This is a genomic window from Flagellimonas sp. ABD4_174 (assembly GCF_056160185.1).
Window position 1 is genome coordinate 224,021 of record NZ_JBSWWP010000001.1, and the last position, 19,751, is coordinate 243,771.

Sequence of the window (19,751 nt, forward strand, 5' to 3'; positions counted from 1 at the left end):
CTGCACAAACAAAAATACCTCGGAACGTTCTAATGTGGGGTGAACTCATCCGAGGTATTAAAATCAATAAACACTATCACACGTACCGCTTTAATACAGTACAATAAAACTGTAATCCAACATTTTGTAAAACACATCAACCAGACTACAGTATTTCTTTTTCCCAATTAAATACACCATTGCCCTATGGAGAGCTATAGCGGAAACTTGTAAAAATACATTTGGGATGGTTGCAAATATTTAAAAATACTGCGGATTAAAGAAGCAATAGCGGCTGTAAATGAAGTAAAGTTTTTAACACAAAATGTTGACATCTGGCACTTCCAACATTTTGCACAGAATAGTAACTCTTAATAAACAAAAAGCCGAGCAAGAAACTTGCCCGGCCTATCTTTTATGATGAACTAATAGCTTAATATTACCAAGAGTACGGCCTCTTCAATCATGGCCGGTATAATCTTTATTTGTTCTAGGTAGTTCCCCCGAAACCTAAAATCAAATCTTGATCGCAGCCTAATTGAAGATTTAATCTTGCAAGCGGTTTTTACAATCATGTGATTGGTTGCTGTGGCCGTACATTCTATTGGTAATACAAAATTTTAAAGAGCTTGTAATGGGATGCCAAAATCATTTCTTGGCAACCACACTATTCCAATCCGAATTTAATTCGGCACTATTCTTTTCTGATACTGCGGCAAAAATAAGAGCCATTATCAAAATCAGGAACAATATTGCACATTTTCTCATCTGCTGGCTATTTGGTCTGTCCTTTGTTTTTTGACATGCCGAATATAGATAACAAAACCCCTTGCTCAGGAGCTCTATGTATAAATTGCAACTTTTTGTGTATAATCGGCTGTTGTATATTTTAGGTGTGTAGGCGAAATCCGTAGTATTGAACAAGGAAGTCCTTATAAATCACCAGATTTCCTTTGGTTTTGTTTTTTTTACCAGTTATACGCACTAAATATCCATTAACACATAATTTTAGCAGTATTTGAGGAATAATTCTAAATTTGATTATACCTATATTATATTATGCTAGAAGCAGTAATTGTTGATGATGAGATTAAGGCCCTACAAAGTTTGAGTTGGGAACTTACCAATTTGAGCGATGAAGTGGATATTATTGCGTCCTTTACCGATGCCCGCGAAGCCTTGACCTATCTGGAGCAAAACACTCCAGATTGTTTGTTCTTGGATATTGAAATGCCCGCAATGGACGGTTTTCAATTCATAAAAAACCTAAAGAACAAGGATTTCCCGGTTGTAATCACCACTGCATACAATCAATACGCACTACAAGCCTTAAAAAACGAGGCCATCGATTATTTGCTAAAACCCATCGATTCGGATGATCTTGAGGAAACCATTACCAAAATAAAAAAGTTCAACGCCAAAAACCTGACCGTAGAAAAGTTGGAGAAAATATTGCTCAACTTCAATGCGGACTCCCATAATAAAAAAATAACCATCAATACGGATGGCAAGTTGGTCTTCCTCAACAGTGACGATATACTTTATGCAGAATCGGACGGAAATTACAGTACCATTTTTTTAGCTGATGGGCAAAAAATCCTGCTTACCAAAAAACTCAAGGAAGTCAATGCCCTGTTGCCCCAAAACAGCTTCTTTAGAATCCATAATTCCTACATCATAAACCTGAACAAAATAAAGGAATTCCTTAAAACGGACGGTTATGTTGTTTTGGAATCCAACCATAAAATCCCTGTTTCCCGACAAAAAAAATCCGACTTTTTGGATATGCTTTAATCCCGCAATGTTCCCGTGCCTATAGAAAACTTTACACAAGTCGAATACCTGAATCGAGTGAAAAGAAACACAGTGCTTTTTCTTTCGCTCTTTTTTGTTTTTAACCTATCAAGTGCACAGGAAATTACCGAAGAGTTTAAAGAAAAAGTGGAAACCTTGGTGCAGCTTCGGCCCAAGACTTACGAGGAATTGGACAAAGAGTTGTACCCGGACAAAAGAGACACTACCTTACTTCGGTTTTTTGACAATTTGAGCAGGGAAAATGAATATTCTGAGGGCAGGGCATATGCCCTGAACCTATTGGGAATGAAATACAGGAACATTTCCCAGTATGAAAAAGCTGTAAAACTGCACGAGCAGGCCCTTGAAATTTCGGAGGAGGCCAATAGTATAGATTTTAGAGTACTCAGCTTAAATATGTTAGGGGTCGTATACCGCCGAACAGACGCCATAAAAACAGCATTGGACTACAACCAGAGGGCATTGGAACTGGCAGAACAGGTAGAGAATCCATCCAACCACATTAAAAGAAGTATCAATGTAGCCTTAAATGGTATTGGCAACCTCTACCAAACGTTGGAACAGTACGATTTGGCCATTCTGCAGTTTGAACGAGCCCTAAAACTAGAAGAAGAGATGGGCAATCAACTCGGATTGGCGATCAACCATCAAAACATAGGTCACTGTTTGGAGGAAAAAGGAGATTTGGAGGGAGCTCTCGAGAACTACAGAAAGTCTTTGGCCTATAACGAAGAAATAGACTCCGACATAGGCCGTGTGATCTGCAAGAACAGTTTGGCACAGATCTATTTAAAACAGAACATGCCCTATCTGGCATTGGTTCTATTGGAACCTTTACAGAACGAATCCAAAAATATCGGGGACTTTTCCATTACCTCCTTGGTTTATATCAATACCGGATGGGCCCACACAAAATTGGCCAATTACGATAAAGCGGAGAATTATATCTTCGAAGGCCTGGAAATGGCCCAAACCAGGAATATCCCCAGTAACATCCTATATGCCTACGAAAAATTGTCCGACCTGGAGAATGGCAGAGGAAATTTTAAACAGGCCTTCGAGTATTACAAAAAAGCCGGTGAGTACGATAAACAGATTTCGAGTGCCACCAACCTACGGTACATGAACGATGTTATCGTAAAATACGAAAACGATAAGAAAAACAATCAAATTGCAGTATTGGCCAAAGAAAATGAGATTGTTAGGTTAAGATTGAAAAAAAACCAGACCACATTATTGGTAAGCGCCTTGATCGTGGGGCTTATTTCTTCCATTCTTTACATTTTGTACAGGCAATACCAAAGCAAGAACGAGAAAAGAGTTCTCACCTTGGAACAAAAAATGTTGCGCAGCCAAATGAACCCGCACTTTTTGTTCAACTCATTGAATTCCATTAAACTGTACATTATAAACAACGAGCAGAAAAATGCCGTTCATTATCTGAACAAATTTTCCAAACTCGTCCGCAAAATTCTTGAAGCCTCATCCCAAAAAGAAATTTCCTTATCGGAAGAATTGGGCACCATGGAGCTTTACATGAATATAGAAAATATCAGGTTTTCCAATGAGATAGATTTTAAGATACAGGTGGAGAAAGATATCAATGTGGACAATATCAAAATCCCATCCCTTACATTACAGCCATTTTTGGAAAACTCACTTTGGCACGGCCTATCCCCAAAAGAAGGGGACAAAAAAATACAGATCAATGTGAAGCATAAGGACAAGGGCCATGTAACCATCGAGATAGTGGACAACGGAGTAGGTCGAACTATGGCGGAGCTCAACAAAGAAAACAGGGTTCTTAAAAGAAAGTCATTGGGCATACATATTACCAAAGAAAGGTTGGCCAATTTTGCCAAGGATTATCAAAATAAATTTGATGTGGCAATTATGGACCTTTTTGATGAAAATGGCAATCCGAACGGAACCAAGGTAGTGTTGGATATCCCTACTATTTAGCGCTTTCCTTGGCTACAGTCTCCAATTCCCGGTACCAATCCTCTCCAAACTTTTGGATCAAGGCATCCTTTACAAATTTATAAATGGGCACCTTTAAATCTGCTCCCAAAGAGCAAGCGGGATCACAGATTTCCCATTTATGGTAGTTTACCGCGGTAAACTCAGTGTATTCCCTGGTCCTTACCGGATATAAATAGCACGATATGGGCTTTTTCCATTTGGTAACCCCAGCTTCGTAAGCAGCTTCCAACCCACATTTTGCAACCCCGTCTTCCGAAAAAACAACATAGGCACACTCATTATTGTTTACCAACGGAGTTTCCCACTCACCATCTTCCCCTTTCACAAAGGCACCTTGTTCCTCTATGGCACTAATTCCTTCCGGACGTAAAAAAGGTTTTACATCTTGATAAATGTCCACAAGCCTATCGGTCTCGGAATCTTCCAAGGGAGCGCCATATTCACCCCCTACACAACAGGCCCCTTTACAAGCATTGAGATTGCAAACAAAATCGTTCTGCAAAATCTCTTCGGACACAATGGTTTTACCAATTTGGAACATAAAGAATCAACTTTTATCGCAAAGGTAATCCAAAACAAAAAATTGATGATTTATAAACACTTTTATGTAGTCCAAAAGTAATTTTTAACCGTAAATTTGCCGTCCGAAAAAATTAACGCCATGAATTTTGACCTTAAGGAAATTGCGACCGCAGGAATGGTATTGTTCGCCGTAATCGATATATTGGGCAGTATTCCCATTATTTTATCCTTGCGGAACAAGGTGGGCCATGTACAATCGGAAAAAGCTTCGATTGTGGCAACATGTATTATGATCGCGTTTTTATTTGTTGGCGAGAGTATACTTTCCTTGATCGGTATAGATGTAAACTCGTTCGCCGTGGCAGGTGCATTTATTATATTTTTCCTTGCCATAGAAATGATCTTGGGAATTACCCTTTACAAAGATGATGAACCGGAAACAGCTTCCATTGTACCCATTGCGTTCCCCTTAATTGCCGGGGCCGGTACATTGACCTCCATATTATCCTTACGGGCGGAATATCATGTAGAGAACATAATAATTGCCATTGTTATAAACGTTATCTTTGTGTACATCGTTTTAAAATCGAGTGCAAAAATAGAACGCATATTGGGCAAAAATGGCCTTAATATTATCCGAAAGGTGTTCGGTGTTATTCTAATGGCCATTGCAGTAAAGCTATTCGCTGCCAATATTAACGAGTTGATGACCCACAGTGCGTAAAATATTGATATGAACAGGACTTTTGCTATTGTTATAATAATAATCGCGTTGGGGCTTATTGCCTACAACGTGACCATGGTAGATTTTGAGAACCCACTAAAGGGTGACAGCACTGTTGCCCTGATCGGTATTGTGGCTTCTTTGTGCGCAATAATTCTAATGTTGATCTTTATGACCTCCAAAAAGATTGATAACAAGCTAAAAAAATAAGTCAGGGCTTAACCCCTACCGCTCCGATTTGCGATGGACCTATTGAAGTAGCTTCGTCCAAAGCCCTTACTTTTAGAAGCATTGCGTCGTGTTCGCCCTTGATCTGTGCGGAAAGATTGGGAGAGTACAATTGCTCGGCAATATTGGCCTTTAAATACGATTTTATCTTATCCTCGTAAGCGTAAAAATCTAGTTTGATCTTGCGATCGAGTACAAATTGGATAAACTTGTCGAACAAGATATCATCTACTTTAAATTCATCCAAGAAACTATTTTGGGTATAATCATCATAAATTGTTCTATCCTCTTCCAAATGCTCGAACACAAAACGGGCAAAAAACTGATAGGTATCGTCCATACTTTCTATGGCCTCTTCCTGGTTGGTCCCAATTGGAACAAAAACATCTGGGATTATACCGCCTCCTCCATAGACCACTTTCCCCTTTGGGGTAACAAATTTTAAAGAATCGGCCACTTTTATGCTATCCGCAGATACGAGTTCTCCACTGGAGTAGCGGTCCATGAATGTTTTATAGTAGTCGTGATTGCCCTTTTTGTATGATTTTTGAATAGATCTTCCCGTGGGGGTATAATAGCGAGAAACAGTTAACCGAACGGCCGAACCATCACCTAAATCCATTTCCCGTTGCACCAGCCCCTTTCCGAACGAACGCCGCCCCACTATGGTGCCTATGTCGTTATCCTGTAGGGCACCGGCAATAATTTCACTGGCAGATGCCGAACGCTCATTGATGAGCACATACACTTGTCTATCCTGAAACTCTCCTTTTTTTGTGGCATACGCTTTCTTGACCTTTCCTTTTTTGTTCTTGGTGAACAGGATCAGTTTATCCTCTCCCAGAAATTCATCGGCCAATTTTTCGGCTATCCCCAAATATCCTCCGGGATTGTCCCTAAGGTCCAAGGTCAACTTTTCGGCTCCTCGTAGTTTTAATTTTCTAAGGGCATCTTTAAACTCATCGAACGTGGATTCTGCAAAACGATTGATCTTAATATAACCCATGTCCTTGGTGAGCATATAATAGGCATCTACACTTCGTATAGGCACACGATCCCGAACTACCGGTACCTCCAACATTTTATTTTCTGTTTTTCGAAAGACCTTTAAGTTCACTTTGGTGCCTATTTTTCCCTTTAGGGTGGACACCACATCATCGTTGGCAATTCTTCTACCGTAAAGTGTATCCATGTCCGCCATTAAAATACGGTCACCTGGTTTTATGCCACTTATATAACTTGGTCCATTTTTTATGGTCCTGATCACAGTGATGGTATCCCGAAACATATAAAAGCTTACTCCTATTCCCGCGAAGTCTCCCTTCATGCTTTCGGCAACGTCTTTCATTTCGTCCTTTGGAATGTAAACGGAATGTGGGTCCAATTTCCCCAAAATATTGTTTACGGTTACATCTACAATACTATCGGTATCCACATCGTCCACATATTCGTAATCGATATAGTCGATAAGTCGATTGAGCTTGTCTTTTTTGGAGTTTGTGGAAAATAGTTTTTCCGGGGAGTCGTTAAAATGCAGTTTGCCGCCTATAAAAATGCCAATGGCAACTGCCAAGGCAAGTAAGGTAGGCCAAATATATCCTTTGATCTTTTTCATATAGCAATTATGGTATTAAACCATTTCTTCCAGGATGGGCAAATGAACAATTTCTACGCCTGCCCTTTCCAGAAATTTTAATCCAGAATCGTCTTTGTAGGCATTCTGGTATACCACACGTTTTATGCCAGCCTGGTGCACAAGCTTACTACATTCCCTGCAAGGTGAGAGTGTAATGTACAATGTGGCGCCCTCGCAAGACTGTGTAGAAGAGGCTACTTTAAGTATGGCGTTGGCCTCGGCATGGAGCACGTACCATTTTGTGTACCCTTCATCGTCTTCGCAAAAATTTTCAAATCCAGTAGGTGTACCGTTGTAACCGTCGGAAATGATCATCCTGTCCTTAACGATTATGGCACCTACCTGCCTTCTTTTACAGTAAGACAATTTGCCCCATTCTTGGGCCATCCGTAAATAGGCCTTATCGTATTTTTCTTGCTTGCTCGCCTTCATTTATCCAAAAAACGCTGATAATTAATTAAATATACCTGCTTTAAAAGACCTTTACAACCTTATTCGATTAAATTTAACTTTGGCCCTACATGGGGAACGTAGCAATCAACAAAGGTATTGTGATGGCTATGATCAAAATTGACGCAATGGCAATATATATGCGCCTTTTTACTTTGAAGAGATTTAAAACAGCATATGCAATGGCCAGTACCACTAAAATTATGGTTACCTGCGAAAGTTCTATACCTGTGGCAAACCCCAACAATGGTGTAATTTTGTCCTCTTCCTCTGCCATTAGCATTTTAAAGTAGTTGGAAAACCCGAACCCATGGATCAAACCAAAGAATGCCGTTGCCAAAACATGAAGAAAAATACCTACATCGAGTGCTTCGCGATACACATAGGCAAAATTGAAGAGGGCTGTTAGCAAAATCGTAACCGGAATCAAAAATTCGATAAGACCCACATCCACGGTCATAACCTCATACACCGATAAAGCCAAAGATGTACAGTGCGCAATGGTAAAAATGGTAGCCAAAATCAATACCCGTTTCCAATATTTGAATGTGAACGGCACTGCTAGGGCCGATAGAAACAAAATATGGTCGTATGCCCCAAAATCCAAGACGTGCTCAAGACCTAATTTGGTATAAAATAAAAATTCGTCCATGTTTATAATTGATTAAGATAGTCCTCTTTCCTTTTGGATGGTTTCGTAGGCTTTTTGTACTTCTTTAAATTTCTCTTCGGCGCCTTTTCGTATGGCCTCATTTTCTGTGACCACCCGGTCCGGATGATATTTTTTCGCCATGGTCCGGTAAGCTTTCTTTACCTCATCATCGGTGGCGGTTTTTTCAATTTCCAAAATTTTGTATGCGGTATCGGCCGATTTAATGAACATGGCCATTATACTTTCAAAATCGTGTTGGCCGACACGCAAATACCTTGCAATCTCTTTAAGTTTTTGTGCCTCTGCCTTACTTACCTGCCCATCGGATTGGGCTATACCGAACAAAAAATGCAGCAGTTGCAACCGCACTTCATATCTGGTACGCTGCACCATAAAGCTGCAAATGCGCTCAGCGGATATCTCCCTTTTTTTAATTACTTGGTTGAACGTTCTAAAGATAGCATTTGCTTTCTCTTTTCCGTACGTGCTCAAAAAATACTGCCTTACGTAATCCAATTCTCTCTGGTTTACCTGTCCATCGGCTTTAATTATTATGGAACAAAGAGATAATAGGTTCAGTTCAAAATCGGCAGGAGAAACCGATTGTCTGGTCACATTTTCAAAAACTGTGCGTGTTCTATTGCCAGAACTACCAAAGTTGTCCAAAAAGCTCCCTACTATAAACCCCAATACCGCACCGGGAAATCTGAATAAAAAATAACCAAGAAAAGCGGCTATCCACTTGATCATACTTCAAAAATTAAAGCGCAAAGATAGGGGTTTGATAAGTAAACAAAGCTTTAAGCAATGTTAAGGGTGATGAAAAAAACCTGACAATACCGTATCTTTGTACCGTAATTAAAAAGAAGTCTATGTATCCAGAAGAATTGGTAAAACCTATGCGCGAAGACTTGGCAGGAGCCGGGTTCGAAGAACTACATACCAGCGAAGCTGTTGAGAATGCCCTAAAAAAGGATGGCACCACCTTGGTGGTGGTAAACTCGGTTTGTGGTTGTGCCGCGGCCAACGCAAGACCTGCGGCCAAGTTGAGCCTTCAAAACAGCAAAACACCGAATAATTTGGTCACTGTTTTTGCCGGGGTCGATATGGAGGCAGTTGCTACGGCAAGAAACCATATGGTCCCGTTTCCTCCCTCTTCACCCAGCATGGCCCTTTTCAAAGATGGTGAATTGGTACACATGATCGAAAGACACCATATTGAAGGAAGACCTGCAGAACTTATTGCCGAAAATTTGATGGAAGCCTATAACGAATTTTGCTAAAATCAAGTAAATAAGATATCGAAAGACCACCCTTTTAGGGTGGTTTCTTATTTTTACATCAACCAATACCTGTGCAAACGTGCTAAAACTGTTATCGTACCCCCTAACCATTGTTTTCTTTGTCCTTTTTGGTCTGGTCCTTGTTATTTTTCATCCCATACAATGGGTATGTTTAAATATTTTCGGATATAATGCCCATAAGGGCAGCGTTTCCATATTAAATTGGTTTATAATGCGTTGCACAAATGTTCTGGGCACGCGTTATAGTTTTAGGAACAAACAAGATCTTCCTAAAAGCAGACCCCTGATCATTGTTACCAATCATCAGAGCATGTACGATATTCCTCCTATTATCTGGTACATGCGTAAATTCCACCCCAAGTTTGTGAGCAAGATTGAATTGGGAAAAGGAATCCCCAGTGTATCCTATAACTTAAGGCACGGTGGTTCGGCACTTATAGATAGAAAAGATCCTAAGCAGTCCATTGCCGAACTTCAAAAGTTGGCCAAGTATATCGAGGAAAATAACCGAAGTGCTGTTATTTTTCCTGAAGGGACCCGAAGTAGAAACGGGGTGCCAAAACCTTTTAGGACCACTGGGCTCAAGGTAATGTTGAAGAACGCACCTTCCGCATTGATCGTGCCCGTGAGCATAAACAATTCCTGGAAACTGTTGCAATACGGCAAATTTCCGATGGGACTGGGCTCTCATCTTACGTTTGATGTACACCCGCCAATGGAGAACAAAGGGAATGCCGATGAACTGATCGCCCAAATAGAAAAACAAATTGTTTCGGGAGTAAATACACATTAGATGAAGAATGACCAACTAGTTCAAAGCACCATTGATTTTGTAAAAAAAGAGCTTCAAAATGCAGAAGGAGGTCACGATTGGTTCCATATTGAACGTGTTTTCAATACATCAAAATCGATTTTAAAACAGGAAAGTGCCAATTCGCTTGTGGTTCAACTAGCCGCACTACTCCATGATATTGCCGACCCAAAATTCCATAACGGCAATGAAAATATAGGCCCCTCCAAGGCGAGAGAGTTCTTGGAATCCCAATCTGTTGACAAAGAAATTATTGAGCATGTGGTCAACATTATAAAGCATATGTCCTTTAAGAACAGTTTAGATAACAATGGGGCTTCGTTTACATCCAAAGAGCTCCAAATTGTACAAGATGCAGACCGGTTGGACGCTATTGGTGCCATAGGTATTGCCAGGGCTTTTAATTATGGTGGATTTAAAAACCGTGAACTTTACAATCCAGAGATTCCTCCCAATTTACAAATGAGCAAAGAGGAGTACAAAAAATCCAATGCCCCGACAATTAACCATTTTTACGAAAAATTACTGTTGCTAAAGGATAAAATGAATACTACAACAGGCAAAAAAATAGCTCAAGAAAGACACCGATTTATGGAATGTTTTCTTGAGCAATTTTATAGAGAATGGGAATCAAAGGAAGCCTTATAGGCGCTCTGTAACCAATTGTTTTGGAAAAAAACTTTTAATATCAAAAATTACGGTTTTAGCACTTGACTTGATCGCTCCAAGATCGATTGTTCTAAATTGATCATGTCCTACGGCCAAAATTATAGCATCATAATTTTTACCGACTTTAGGTGCCAGGCTTAATCCATATTCATCATATACTTCTTCCACGTTTGCACATGGGTCGAATACATCCAGTTCCACTCCAAAATTCTTAAATTCCCGAATCATATCTATTACCCTGCAGTTTCGAATATCCGGACAGTTCTCTTTAAATGTGATCCCAAGAACTAGAATTCTTGCTCTGGTCACAGTAAGGTTGTTTTTCACCATAAGTTTAATTACCCTATTGGCTATGTAAACCCCCATGTTATCGTTAATTCTTCTGCCGGAAAGTATAACTTCTGGATAATACCCCAAACTTTGTGCCTTATGAGTTAAGTAGTAGGGATCAACACTAATACAATGCCCCCCTACCAATCCTGGCCGAAAGGGTAAAAAGTTCCATTTTGTACCCGCTGCCTCCAAGGTTTCTTGGGTGTCTATGTTCAATCGATCAAAAATAAGCGCAAACTCATTAACCAAGGAAATATTAAGGTCTCTTTGGGTGTTTTCAATAATTTTGGAAGCTTCCGCTACTTTAATGCTGGACACTTTATGTGTCCCCACAGTAACTATTTCATTGTATAGTTGATCAACAATATCCGCAATTTCCGGCGTACTACCAGAAGTAACTTTTACGATGTTATGGACACGTTTGACCTTGTCACCGGGATTAATCCTTTCTGGCGAATATCCACAATAAAAATCTTCATTAAAGACCATTCCACTGTATTGCTCCAAAACCGGCACACAGTCTTCTTCGGTACAGCCAGGATATACCGTTGATTCGTATATAACAATATTTCCCTTACTTAAATTTTTACCAACCATTTTGCTAGCCTCGAGAATTGGCCCCAAATTGGGTTGCTTGGAACTATCAATAGGTGTAGGTACCGTTATTATATAAATATCAGCATCTTTTAAGTTTTGCCAGTCATCTGTAAATTGGATGCCTTGCATACAATCGAGATCTTCGCTGGCCACTTCCCCAGTGGTTTCGACTCCTTTTTTTAGATTCGCAATTTTATTTTGGTCTATATCGAACCCTATAACCATAAAACCTTTTTTAACAAACTCTACGGCCAAAGGAATACCCACATATCCAAGACCAATGATTGCCAATTTCTTATTTTTTATGTGACTCATTTTTTTACTTTTAATTACCTTGTTCATCAGTTTTTGAAATAGAGAAACTTGATTCCATAGATTACCGCTCTCACATTTTTTGTGCACGAAACCCAAGGGCCTTGGGAATCGCCCTGAATACTGTATCTAATCCGTTACTTATGATTACCTATTGCGGAGTTAGTAATGACTGTTTATTGCTTCTTCGGCAAACCACGTGTTAACCAACCCCTTTTGTTAGCGGTAGCGATGGCATAGGGTGTAATCCAAAATAGACCAAAGGTGTATAGTATGCTATAGGAATAAGCCCAGAACGATTCGGAAAGCTCGTAGCGTTTGGCATAGAAAAATACGGGAAACGAGGTCAATACCATAATACTTACCAATGTTGAACTAATAAATAATAGCGGATGGGTTAGTATAAAGAATAACATAAAGATCAAGAACGGATAACTCATTATGATCCTTAAAAACTGACTTGTAAACAACAACCTTGTACCTGTTTTAGGTCCTTTTCGGAAATTTTTGAACACGTACTTGGACATTTCTATATTTTCCCTAACATTGCTCCTTCCCCACCTAATGAACATTTTGTACAGTCCTTTGTATTGTTCTGGAACATTGGTGTAACAGAATGCATTCCTTTGGAACAACACATGGTGTCCTTGTTTCAGGATCATGTTTGTCATAGCTCGATCTTCCCCAATATCGGAAGGTTTCCCCATAAAGGTTTGGTTGATCCAATCGGGCAAACAGGCAAATACTGCTGAACTTCTGTAGGCGGCCAACGCTCCAGGGGTGCACAAAACCGAATTTAGGCTGCTCTCCGCTGAGCGTACAAACTCAAAACTCAAAACAAAACTTACGTCCAACATTTTTGGCAACAATGCTTTTTCGTTGTTCAGCACTCGGATGTTACCTGCGACAGCGCCACACTCGGGATTGGTTACGAATGGACTCACTAAATTTCGAAGCGTATCCGATTTTACAATCGAATCACTGTCCACGGTCACAAAAATCTCTCCCTTACCTTCATTAAACCCACGATAGAGTGCATGCCTTTTTCCTTTGTTTTTTGGCTGTTTATAAATGGACACGCTGTTCCCAAGCTCTTTTTTTGCTTCTTGTATCCATTCCCATGTATCGTCCTGACTACCATCATCTATGGCCAAAAGCTCGAGTTTCTCCATAGGGAAATCACTTTCTGCAAGACTTATCAAAGTGTGATAGACCTGCTTGCCTTCGTTGTAAGCGGGCACAATTACGGTACAGGTAGGCAGCTCCTCATCCGAAACGGAGGAAATCGGTTTATACTTAAAATATCTATAAACGGTATACAAAAAGAAACTTGTCTTGAAAACAAACAATGCCGCAGCAATGATCATAAAGGTCAGTCCTAAGCTATTCTCCATCCGCTCCATGTTGAACTGTTCAAAGTCACCTTGTAAAATATATACGAGATAGGCCGACCCGAGCATTAGCACAAAAGTGCTTCCCATTACAAAAACACCCCATGCGTCCGCAGTATGGAAGAATTTACGTATGCTAGAGAAAAGGTTGATCTGTTTTAGGATATTCAAGGTAGTTTTTAAAAAGGAACTTTTTTTCTGTTGATTCGAGGTAGTGTTCTTCATAAAATTTGAATTGTATACAGTGTTTTAATCATTTACGAATCAAATGTGTTTTTAGATCGGATTTAAAAATACTTTAACGTAATCGTGTCTTAATCCTAACAAAAGGGAGCATCGACCCAAAAGAAATTTGAGATTGTGCTCCACGAGTTTTTTGTATCTTGGAATTTCATAAAATCAAACTAAACAAAATGCAAAGAAGAAAGTTCATAAAAAATGCTGCAGCTGCTTCGGCCGCTTTTTCCATAGTACCCAGCCATGTATTGGGGAAAACACATGTTGCTCCCAGTGACACCCTGTATGTTGCCGGTTTTGGTGTTGGAGGAAGGGGTAATGGCGTAATCAACGGGTTACACAATACCGGCCGTGTAAAATTTGTGGCTTTTTGTGATGTTGACGACCGCCGTGCCTCGCAAACCTACGAACAGTTCCCGGATGTAAAGCGCTTTAAAGATTTTCGCAAAGTTTTTGACAAGCACCTTAACGACATCGATGCCATTATGGTCGCTACCCCCGACCATACACATGCCAGCATTGCATTGCCCTTTATGCGCGAAAAAAAGCATGCCTATGTAGAAAAACCTTTAACGCACAATATTCACGAAGCCAGATTAATGACCCAAGTTGCCAAGGAAAATGGCATTGTTACCCAAATGGGAAACCAAGGTGCTTCCAGCGACGATAGCCGGATTGCCCGGGAATGGGTAGAATCCGGTATTATTGGAAAGGTACATACTATTGATTGTTGGACCAACCGTCCTGTTTGGCCGCAAGGGGTGCCCATGCCCACAAAGAAAGACCGCATTCCCAAAGAATTGGATTGGGACCTCTGGTTAGGCCCAGCGGCTATGCGGGATTATAACAATGCTTACCTCCCATTTAAATGGAGAGGTTTTTGGGATTTTGGAACTGGTGCTTTGGGCGATATGGGCTGCCATATTATGGAAACCCCTTTCAGTGTTCTGGACCTTGGTTACCCGATTGAAGCAGAAGCTAGTTGCACTACTGTTTGGGTGGATGATTTTGTGGAAGCGGATTACAGTCATTCTTGCCCTCCATCATCCAAAATACATCTTAAGTTTGAGCACGAAGAGCATGGTGATATCGCGTTAAACTGGTACGATGGCGGACTTAAACCAAACCTACCGGACGAATTAAAAGATGGCGAAACCATCGGAGATAGCGGAGGCGGTACCGTAATGTATGGTGAAAAAGGTATTTTGGTATGTGATACATATTCACGAAATGCCCGATTATTGCCTTCGGATATGATGGATCTATACAAAGCCCCATCTCCTAAATACCCTAGGGTTCCAGGTGGAATGGATGGACATATTGCCAATTTTGTAGATGGGTGCCAAAATGGTACGCCCACCTCATCCAACTTTGATAAGGCCGGCAAGTTGACAGAAACAGTTTTAATGGGCAACTTGGCCGTTAAAGCCTATCAATACAAAGAGCTGCAGGAAGGAAAAACTCCGAGAGACTGGAACCCTTACAATTCACCAGGAAGAAGAAAATTAAAGTGGGACGGGGAAAACATGAGAATCACCAACTATGACAAAGCCAACGAATGGGTCACCAGAGAGTACCGCGAAGGCTGGGAATTAAAATAAGCTTTATTTATATTGAAAATGGCCCTAAATGGGCCATTTCTTTTTTTCATGTTCTTGCATGCTCATGCACTATACTATCTTTCAAATTCTTATTCATTTTGAGCCGAACGTAGAATGCGCGATAAATCTTAGGCAGAATGGGTTTCTCAATCTTCACGTTGTTCCTCTTATCAAAATGGCAAATATGTCTTGCTAATCGGTGATATTCCAATTGAAGCTAAAACAATTTCATTTGCCCATCTTTATACTGCTCATGAAGTTCCATATTCAATTTTGGAAAAGTTCTTCCATTAAAATAACGCCGTCTGGCCAAATGTGCCATTTCGTGGATTTGATGAGCAATTTTACCTTCCCCTTTCATTCTAGAACCAAAACGGCTATCATTCAACGATCCCCTATGGCAATCTTTTATCTGGTGCAGCACTTTTTCCGCTCGATCGGGCATGGTCTTTCTGATCCAATCCTCAAATATTTGTCCAATGGCTCCATTGAGCCGCACCACTGTTAAACCAAAAGAAAGTGCACCATGCTCCGCCACAGTCTTCGCCAAGGGCAAGAGTTCATGTGAATTTATTCCGGGAATAATTGGTGCCAACATCGCATTAACCGGGATATTGTTTTTCGATAAAGCTTCGATCGTTTTGAGTCTTTTTTGTATAGATGCCGTTCTGGGTTCCAGTGTTCGTCTTATTTTTTCCGACAATGAGGTTACGGAGATATTTACGCCGATCAAATTATAGCTGTTCAACTCCTTTAAAATGTCCAAATCCCGCAAAACCAATGCATTCTTTGTAATGATCCCGACCGGATGGCGATATTTTAAGAACACCTCAAGGCATTTCCGAGTTAACTCATATTCTTGTTCTGCTGGTTGGTAGCAATCGGTGTTCCCTGACATAACAATAGTGCTTGCCTTCCATTTTCTACGCTTGATCTTTTCTTCCAACAGTTCCGGAGCTGCTTTTTTTATGAGTATGTTACGTTCAAAATCCAATCCAGCACTATAGCCCCAAAATTCATGTGTATTTCGGGCATAGCAATACACACAACCATGCTCACATCCTTGATAAGGATTCATGGAATATTGCATACCAACATCCGGGCTGTCCACTTTGTTGACGATGGTCTTTGGAAAAATGGGCACATAAGTTGTTTTATTATGGTCGGCCACCTCCCCTTCCAACCTACAGAATTCCAAAAAATCTTCCCGTGTTTCGTACACCTGTTGTAAAAACCTGTTATCGGTATTTTGTTGTGCCCCTCTCCCTTTCAGAAACTTTCCCATTTACAGTATTTGGATTTATTCCAAATTTATGGATTTTATACGTTTTTATATGTAAATAAAACGTTTCTATCGAAATTTTCTGATAAATGTAGTACGTAAAAGTATACTTACTCTTGGTTACAGTCGTTTGAATCTACCTTACCATCCTTGTTTTTGTCCTCTTCCTTGTCAGCTTCACCATTATGGTTCAAATCCCAACATGTGGATTCTATAACATTATCGGTAGTAACTTTTTGTAAAAAATCTACAGTTACGTTCTCTTCTTCTTTTGAACAGGAAAACATGGTAATTACACTAATTATTATACTCATTTTAAGCAGGTTAATTTTTTTCATATTATTTGGGTGTTAAATTATTAAGCGATAAAAATACTTTGATTATGACGTATTTTTAGCTGCTAATTGACCTATGCCAAGTATGAATTGACGGATACCTTAAAATTATTGACCAGATGTTTTTTTTGTCCCTTCTATTGATATTTGAATTGTTTTTAAAAAATGAATAGAAATTGTTTGATTGGCTAGGTTTATGAAAAAGATAACTGGTTCAATGTGATTCTGAACATATTGAAGAACCTCCTATTTTTGGAAAATAATGTAAGCTTTATGATTATTTGTAACGATTTCGTGTCAATCACGGAAATAAAAAAAACCGGGCTTTCGCCCGGCTTTTTAGCTAATGGTTAGATTGCCCCAAAGGGGAAAATTCTTTATGGTCTACTCCAAACCAAAATATGCGGCCACAGCATGGTAATCGGATGTATCGACACCTGCAGCTTTTAGTTCACTTAAAATATTTTCTTGTGAGCCTTTGTTTCCCAAAATGGCAAAATCTATGGCAACTACTCTAAATAAAGTATATGTTCCTTGTGGGACATCCCATGATGTGTCATCAGAAGTGTTATAGAAAAACACATTAACTTCCGCATTATTTTCATTAGTATATATCCTAGAATAAGTGGCATTGGTACCAAGTGGACCAGGGACAGGGTACCATAAATCATCAAAACCATTGTTATACTCTATATAATATAAAAACGCATATGAATTCATTTCCTCTGGAGAAAGCCCTAAGTTAACTGTAAGTTGAGTTCCCGAAAATTCGGTTATCAGGAAATCAAATTTCTCCACATTCGCATTACCATCGGCTCCATTTTGACCATCTTGCCCGTCTTGTCCATCCGCCCCTTGGCAATCTAAGGCATCAAAGTTGCCATCATTATTAATATCCTCCTCAGCATCCCCAGTCCCGTTGCCGTTAAGATCCCAACAGCTTATTCCATCTGTACCGTCAGCACCGTCAACTCCATTTATTCCGTTCGCACCATCAGCACCAGGAATTCCTTGTTCCCCATCCTCTCCCGAACAGGAAACTAAACTTACTGCCACGCAAAGCATGGCCATTGCAACTAATTTTAAAGATTTCATAATTTTTTTGTTTTTAAATTAGGGTTATCAATGCATCAAAAGTATGATGCACGAACGATCGAATTTTACCCTAATTTACCTAGGCAGGCCACCATTTGATGAATGATGCTTATCAATTGATGTAATATTTGTATTGTAAGTATTTTCTTTCTATTTTGTTTCAGCAAAATAAAAAAGCCCCGAAACGGGGCCATTGTTTTATCTATATTAAAGGGTGTGTTTATTTAAAATCTACCTTTACCAATTGTTTCCTGCCTCCTCGTTTGGCATAGAAAAGCATTTTATCATCCATCTCGTCCTTTAGTGGTTTGGAGACCATGAGGGGCAATCTTGCTTCTTGTTGATCTATTATTTTTTCATAATCCATTACCCCGTTTTGATCCAAAGAGATCATGAACACATTCCGGTTTCTACTAAACCCTTGTTTAAAGATCAAGCGTTCGTTATTGATCAATTGTGGGTTTTCTGCAGCAGTGCAGATAAAGAAGTAGGTATTCCCGTTTTTGCAGTACGAACTGTAGGAGGCATAGGCTCCATCGCCTTGGGTAACTTCGGTCTTGTTGATGTTCCGTGCCCACTCCATATTGCCGTTCGCATCTAGTTTTACGCTCACAATATCGTTGTGGTGATAGCGTTCTATCTTGATCCGCTGACCGGCTCCGGTGGTTTCCAATCCGGAAGTAACAAAATACTCTTCGGCATTAAAGAAGATCTCTTGTTCGTCCGTTACTTCAACCCCCTTGAAAACAAGGTTCTTGATGTCCTTATCTTCTTCACGGCCAAACTTATCGTCCATAAACTGTTGGGAGAATGGGTTGTATATCTGCGATTGGATCGTTAAACTGTTCGGGGCAACATCGAAATACGCTATACCGTTGTACCTATTATCCTTTCTATCCGAATAAAAGCCTACGCAAATCAATTTTCCTTTATTAAGAACGGGATACAATGCTTCTGGATACTTGCCCGGATCCACAAAGGATTGTGTTTGGCTGCCATATTGAGATACTTTGATCAACTCGTATTGAAACTTTCTTTCGTCAACCCTAAAACGTCGCTTTTTAAAGTAGGCCTTGCCCACTATATAAGCTGTTTGTAGATCGGGAGAGAAAGCCACGTTCTCGAAGGCATAGTTTTTTTCTTCTATCTCATCGGAAAAATCATATTCGAATTTTTTGTTGAGCGCGGTATCGAACATATGGATCATATGTTTATTGCTCTTTCCTTTTTTATGATGTGTACTGATCACAAAACCGGTTTTATCCTCGTTAAAAAGAATGGCCGTGGTAAATCCGCGCGAAAAATCACGATTGTAATAATTTTTTCCCACGGGGTCGCTTACTTCTGCCGATGCGATCGACAGCAACTTTTTTTCCTTAAAATTAAAAGCAATGGTTGGACTGCTATGCGCCCAATATTCATACTCTCCCTTTAGCGGGTTGTAATTTAAAAATAGAAGATGCAACTGCCCATTTTTAAGGAAGCCGTTTACAAAATCCAGCCCCTTGAGCTTGTAGTTATATTCGGAAACCAATTGTAGATCGCTATTATACTTTTCGATCAAATAGCCCTTTGGTTTAAGAATGAGCCCTTGGTAATAGGATCGGACCAAAATGTATCCTCCCGAGTCGTCCTCTTCTATGGCGACTAGATTGGAGTAGCGGTAGCGATCCTTATATTTTTCTCCAAAATCGTAGGATACGGGCATTTTTTGGGCATTTACAAACATGCCCAAAATTGTACAAAAAAGTAGTAAGAAAGTTTTTCTCATGATCTGGCTTGGTTAGGCCAATGG

At 39.9% G+C, this 19,751-nt stretch carries 19 protein-coding genes; 8 read left to right on the forward strand and 11 right to left on the reverse strand.

Annotated elements, in window-relative coordinates:
• The first annotated feature begins 1,038 nt into the window (after positions 1–1,038).
• Together ACXAFK_RS00970 and ACXAFK_RS00975 are read left to right on the forward strand one after the other, a co-directional pair.
• Complete coding sequence (locus tag ACXAFK_RS00970) at positions 1,039–1,773, forward strand: LytR/AlgR family response regulator transcription factor (RefSeq protein WP_224835821.1); 735 nt, start codon at positions 1,039–1,041, stop codon at positions 1,771–1,773.
• A gap of 57 nt (positions 1,774–1,830) precedes the next feature.
• The gene (locus tag ACXAFK_RS00975) at positions 1,831–3,756 is read left to right on the forward strand and encodes a tetratricopeptide repeat protein (protein ID WP_474956500.1); all 1,926 of its coding nucleotides are present in this window, start codon (positions 1,831–1,833) and stop codon (positions 3,754–3,756) included.
• Here the strand turns inward: ACXAFK_RS00975 and ACXAFK_RS00980 are convergent.
• Positions 3,749–4,318, reverse strand: coding sequence for a DUF3109 family protein (locus ACXAFK_RS00980; RefSeq protein WP_293297628.1), 570 nt, complete (start codon positions 4,316–4,318; stop codon positions 3,749–3,751). The genes ACXAFK_RS00975 and ACXAFK_RS00980 overlap by 8 nt on opposite strands.
• Before the next feature lie 120 nt (positions 4,319–4,438).
• Between ACXAFK_RS00980 and ACXAFK_RS00985 the strand changes: the two genes are divergently transcribed.
• On the forward strand, positions 4,439–5,023 hold the full coding sequence (locus tag ACXAFK_RS00985) for a MarC family protein (protein WP_224835824.1): 585 nt from the start codon (positions 4,439–4,441) through the stop codon (positions 5,021–5,023).
• A gap of 9 nt (positions 5,024–5,032) precedes the next feature.
• Positions 5,033–5,233 carry a hypothetical protein gene (locus ACXAFK_RS00990; RefSeq protein ID WP_224835825.1) on the forward strand — a complete coding sequence of 67 codons (201 nt, stop codon included), beginning with the start codon at positions 5,033–5,035 and terminating at the stop codon, positions 5,231–5,233.
• 1 nt (position 5,234) lies between these two features.
• On the opposite strand, the gene ACXAFK_RS00995 is transcribed toward ACXAFK_RS00990, so the two are convergent.
• The 4 genes from ACXAFK_RS00995 to ACXAFK_RS01010 all read right to left on the reverse strand — a co-directional run bounded on the left by ACXAFK_RS00995 (position 5,235) and on the right by ACXAFK_RS01010 (position 8,739).
• A complete protein-coding gene (locus ACXAFK_RS00995) occupies positions 5,235–6,866 on the reverse strand; it encodes a S41 family peptidase (RefSeq protein WP_252081116.1) in 1,632 nt (543 codons plus the stop codon).
• A 15-nt stretch (positions 6,867–6,881) separates the two neighbouring features.
• A complete protein-coding gene (locus ACXAFK_RS01000) occupies positions 6,882–7,319 on the reverse strand; it encodes a deoxycytidylate deaminase (protein ID WP_224835827.1) in 438 nt (145 codons plus the stop codon).
• An 85-nt stretch (positions 7,320–7,404) separates the two neighbouring features.
• Positions 7,405–7,989 carry a HupE/UreJ family protein gene (locus tag ACXAFK_RS01005; protein WP_224835828.1) on the reverse strand — a complete coding sequence of 195 codons (585 nt, stop codon included), beginning with the start codon at positions 7,987–7,989 and terminating at the stop codon, positions 7,405–7,407.
• A gap of 12 nt (positions 7,990–8,001) precedes the next feature.
• Positions 8,002–8,739, reverse strand: a complete 738-nt coding sequence (locus tag ACXAFK_RS01010; protein WP_474956501.1) for a TerB family tellurite resistance protein — start codon at positions 8,737–8,739, stop codon at positions 8,002–8,004.
• A 122-nt stretch (positions 8,740–8,861) separates the two neighbouring features.
• Here ACXAFK_RS01010 and ACXAFK_RS01015 point away from each other — a divergent pair, with 122 nt between their 5' ends.
• The 3 genes from ACXAFK_RS01015 to ACXAFK_RS01025 all read left to right on the forward strand — a co-directional run bounded on the left by ACXAFK_RS01015 (position 8,862) and on the right by ACXAFK_RS01025 (position 10,752).
• A complete protein-coding gene (locus tag ACXAFK_RS01015) occupies positions 8,862–9,272 on the forward strand; it encodes a BrxA/BrxB family bacilliredoxin (RefSeq protein ID WP_224835830.1) in 411 nt (136 codons plus the stop codon).
• A gap of 79 nt (positions 9,273–9,351) precedes the next feature.
• Positions 9,352–10,086: a lysophospholipid acyltransferase family protein gene (locus tag ACXAFK_RS01020; RefSeq protein WP_474956502.1), complete on the forward strand. Its 735-nt coding sequence runs from the start codon at positions 9,352–9,354 to the stop codon at positions 10,084–10,086.
• Complete coding sequence (locus ACXAFK_RS01025) at positions 10,087–10,752, forward strand: HD domain-containing protein (RefSeq protein WP_474956503.1); 666 nt, start codon at positions 10,087–10,089, stop codon at positions 10,750–10,752.
• Here ACXAFK_RS01025 and ACXAFK_RS01030 read toward each other — a convergent pair.
• Both ACXAFK_RS01030 and ACXAFK_RS01035 read right to left on the reverse strand, forming a co-directional pair.
• Positions 10,747–12,018: a nucleotide sugar dehydrogenase gene (locus ACXAFK_RS01030; RefSeq protein WP_293297651.1), complete on the reverse strand. Its 1,272-nt coding sequence runs from the start codon at positions 12,016–12,018 to the stop codon at positions 10,747–10,749. The two genes, ACXAFK_RS01025 and ACXAFK_RS01030, sit on opposite strands and share 6 nt — an antisense overlap.
• Before the next feature lie 173 nt (positions 12,019–12,191).
• Complete coding sequence (locus ACXAFK_RS01035; protein ID WP_474956504.1) at positions 12,192–13,631, reverse strand: glycosyltransferase family 2 protein; 1,440 nt, start codon at positions 13,629–13,631, stop codon at positions 12,192–12,194.
• 188 nt (positions 13,632–13,819) lie between these two features.
• On the opposite strand from ACXAFK_RS01035, the gene ACXAFK_RS01040 reads away from it, so the two are divergent.
• Complete coding sequence (locus tag ACXAFK_RS01040; protein ID WP_474956505.1) at positions 13,820–15,244, forward strand: Gfo/Idh/MocA family protein; 1,425 nt, start codon at positions 13,820–13,822, stop codon at positions 15,242–15,244.
• A 217-nt stretch (positions 15,245–15,461) separates the two neighbouring features.
• Here ACXAFK_RS01040 and ACXAFK_RS01045 read toward each other — a convergent pair whose 3' ends face one another.
• The 4 genes from ACXAFK_RS01045 to ACXAFK_RS01060 form a co-directional block, all read right to left on the reverse strand.
• Positions 15,462–16,529, reverse strand: a complete 1,068-nt coding sequence (locus ACXAFK_RS01045; protein ID WP_474956506.1) for a PA0069 family radical SAM protein — start codon at positions 16,527–16,529, stop codon at positions 15,462–15,464.
• A gap of 107 nt (positions 16,530–16,636) precedes the next feature.
• Entirely contained in the window at positions 16,637–16,840 is a 204-nt protein-coding gene (locus ACXAFK_RS01050) for a hypothetical protein (protein ID WP_474956507.1), read from the reverse strand.
• A gap of 405 nt (positions 16,841–17,245) precedes the next feature.
• Positions 17,246–17,956: a hypothetical protein gene (locus tag ACXAFK_RS01055; protein ID WP_474956508.1), complete on the reverse strand. Its 711-nt coding sequence runs from the start codon at positions 17,954–17,956 to the stop codon at positions 17,246–17,248.
• A 220-nt stretch (positions 17,957–18,176) separates the two neighbouring features.
• Positions 18,177–19,727, reverse strand: coding sequence for a hypothetical protein (locus ACXAFK_RS01060; protein ID WP_474956509.1), 1,551 nt, complete (start codon positions 19,725–19,727; stop codon positions 18,177–18,179).
• Positions 19,728–19,751 lie beyond the last annotated feature (24 nt).

Excerpts from the sequence above, each read along its gene's own strand:
- ACXAFK_RS00970 (WP_224835821.1), top strand. The coding sequence starts at position 1,039 with ATGCTAGAAGCAGTAATTGTTGATGATGAGATTAAGGCCCTACAAAGT.
- ACXAFK_RS00980 (WP_293297628.1), bottom strand. The coding sequence starts at position 4,318 with ATGTTCCAAATTGGTAAAACCATTGTGTCCGAAGAGATTTTGCAGAAC.
- ACXAFK_RS00985 (WP_224835824.1), top strand. The coding sequence starts at position 4,439 with ATGAATTTTGACCTTAAGGAAATTGCGACCGCAGGAATGGTATTGTTC.
- ACXAFK_RS00990 (WP_224835825.1), top strand. The coding sequence starts at position 5,033 with ATGAACAGGACTTTTGCTATTGTTATAATAATAATCGCGTTGGGGCTT.
- ACXAFK_RS00995 (WP_252081116.1), bottom strand. The coding sequence starts at position 6,866 with ATGAAAAAGATCAAAGGATATATTTGGCCTACCTTACTTGCCTTGGCA.
- ACXAFK_RS01000 (WP_224835827.1), bottom strand. The coding sequence starts at position 7,319 with ATGAAGGCGAGCAAGCAAGAAAAATACGATAAGGCCTATTTACGGATG.
- ACXAFK_RS01005 (WP_224835828.1), bottom strand. The coding sequence starts at position 7,989 with ATGGACGAATTTTTATTTTATACCAAATTAGGTCTTGAGCACGTCTTG.
- ACXAFK_RS01010 (WP_474956501.1), bottom strand. The coding sequence starts at position 8,739 with ATGATCAAGTGGATAGCCGCTTTTCTTGGTTATTTTTTATTCAGATTT.
- ACXAFK_RS01015 (WP_224835830.1), top strand. The coding sequence starts at position 8,862 with ATGTATCCAGAAGAATTGGTAAAACCTATGCGCGAAGACTTGGCAGGA.
- ACXAFK_RS01025 (WP_474956503.1), top strand. The coding sequence starts at position 10,087 with ATGAAGAATGACCAACTAGTTCAAAGCACCATTGATTTTGTAAAAAAA.
- ACXAFK_RS01030 (WP_293297651.1), bottom strand. The coding sequence starts at position 12,018 with ATGAGTCACATAAAAAATAAGAAATTGGCAATCATTGGTCTTGGATAT.
- ACXAFK_RS01035 (WP_474956504.1), bottom strand. The coding sequence starts at position 13,631 with ATGAAGAACACTACCTCGAATCAACAGAAAAAAAGTTCCTTTTTAAAA.
- ACXAFK_RS01040 (WP_474956505.1), top strand. The coding sequence starts at position 13,820 with ATGCAAAGAAGAAAGTTCATAAAAAATGCTGCAGCTGCTTCGGCCGCT.
- ACXAFK_RS01045 (WP_474956506.1), bottom strand. The coding sequence starts at position 16,529 with ATGGGAAAGTTTCTGAAAGGGAGAGGGGCACAACAAAATACCGATAAC.
- ACXAFK_RS01050 (WP_474956507.1), bottom strand. The coding sequence starts at position 16,840 with ATGAGTATAATAATTAGTGTAATTACCATGTTTTCCTGTTCAAAAGAA.
- ACXAFK_RS01055 (WP_474956508.1), bottom strand. The coding sequence starts at position 17,956 with ATGAAATCTTTAAAATTAGTTGCAATGGCCATGCTTTGCGTGGCAGTA.
- ACXAFK_RS01060 (WP_474956509.1), bottom strand. The coding sequence starts at position 19,727 with ATGAGAAAAACTTTCTTACTACTTTTTTGTACAATTTTGGGCATGTTT.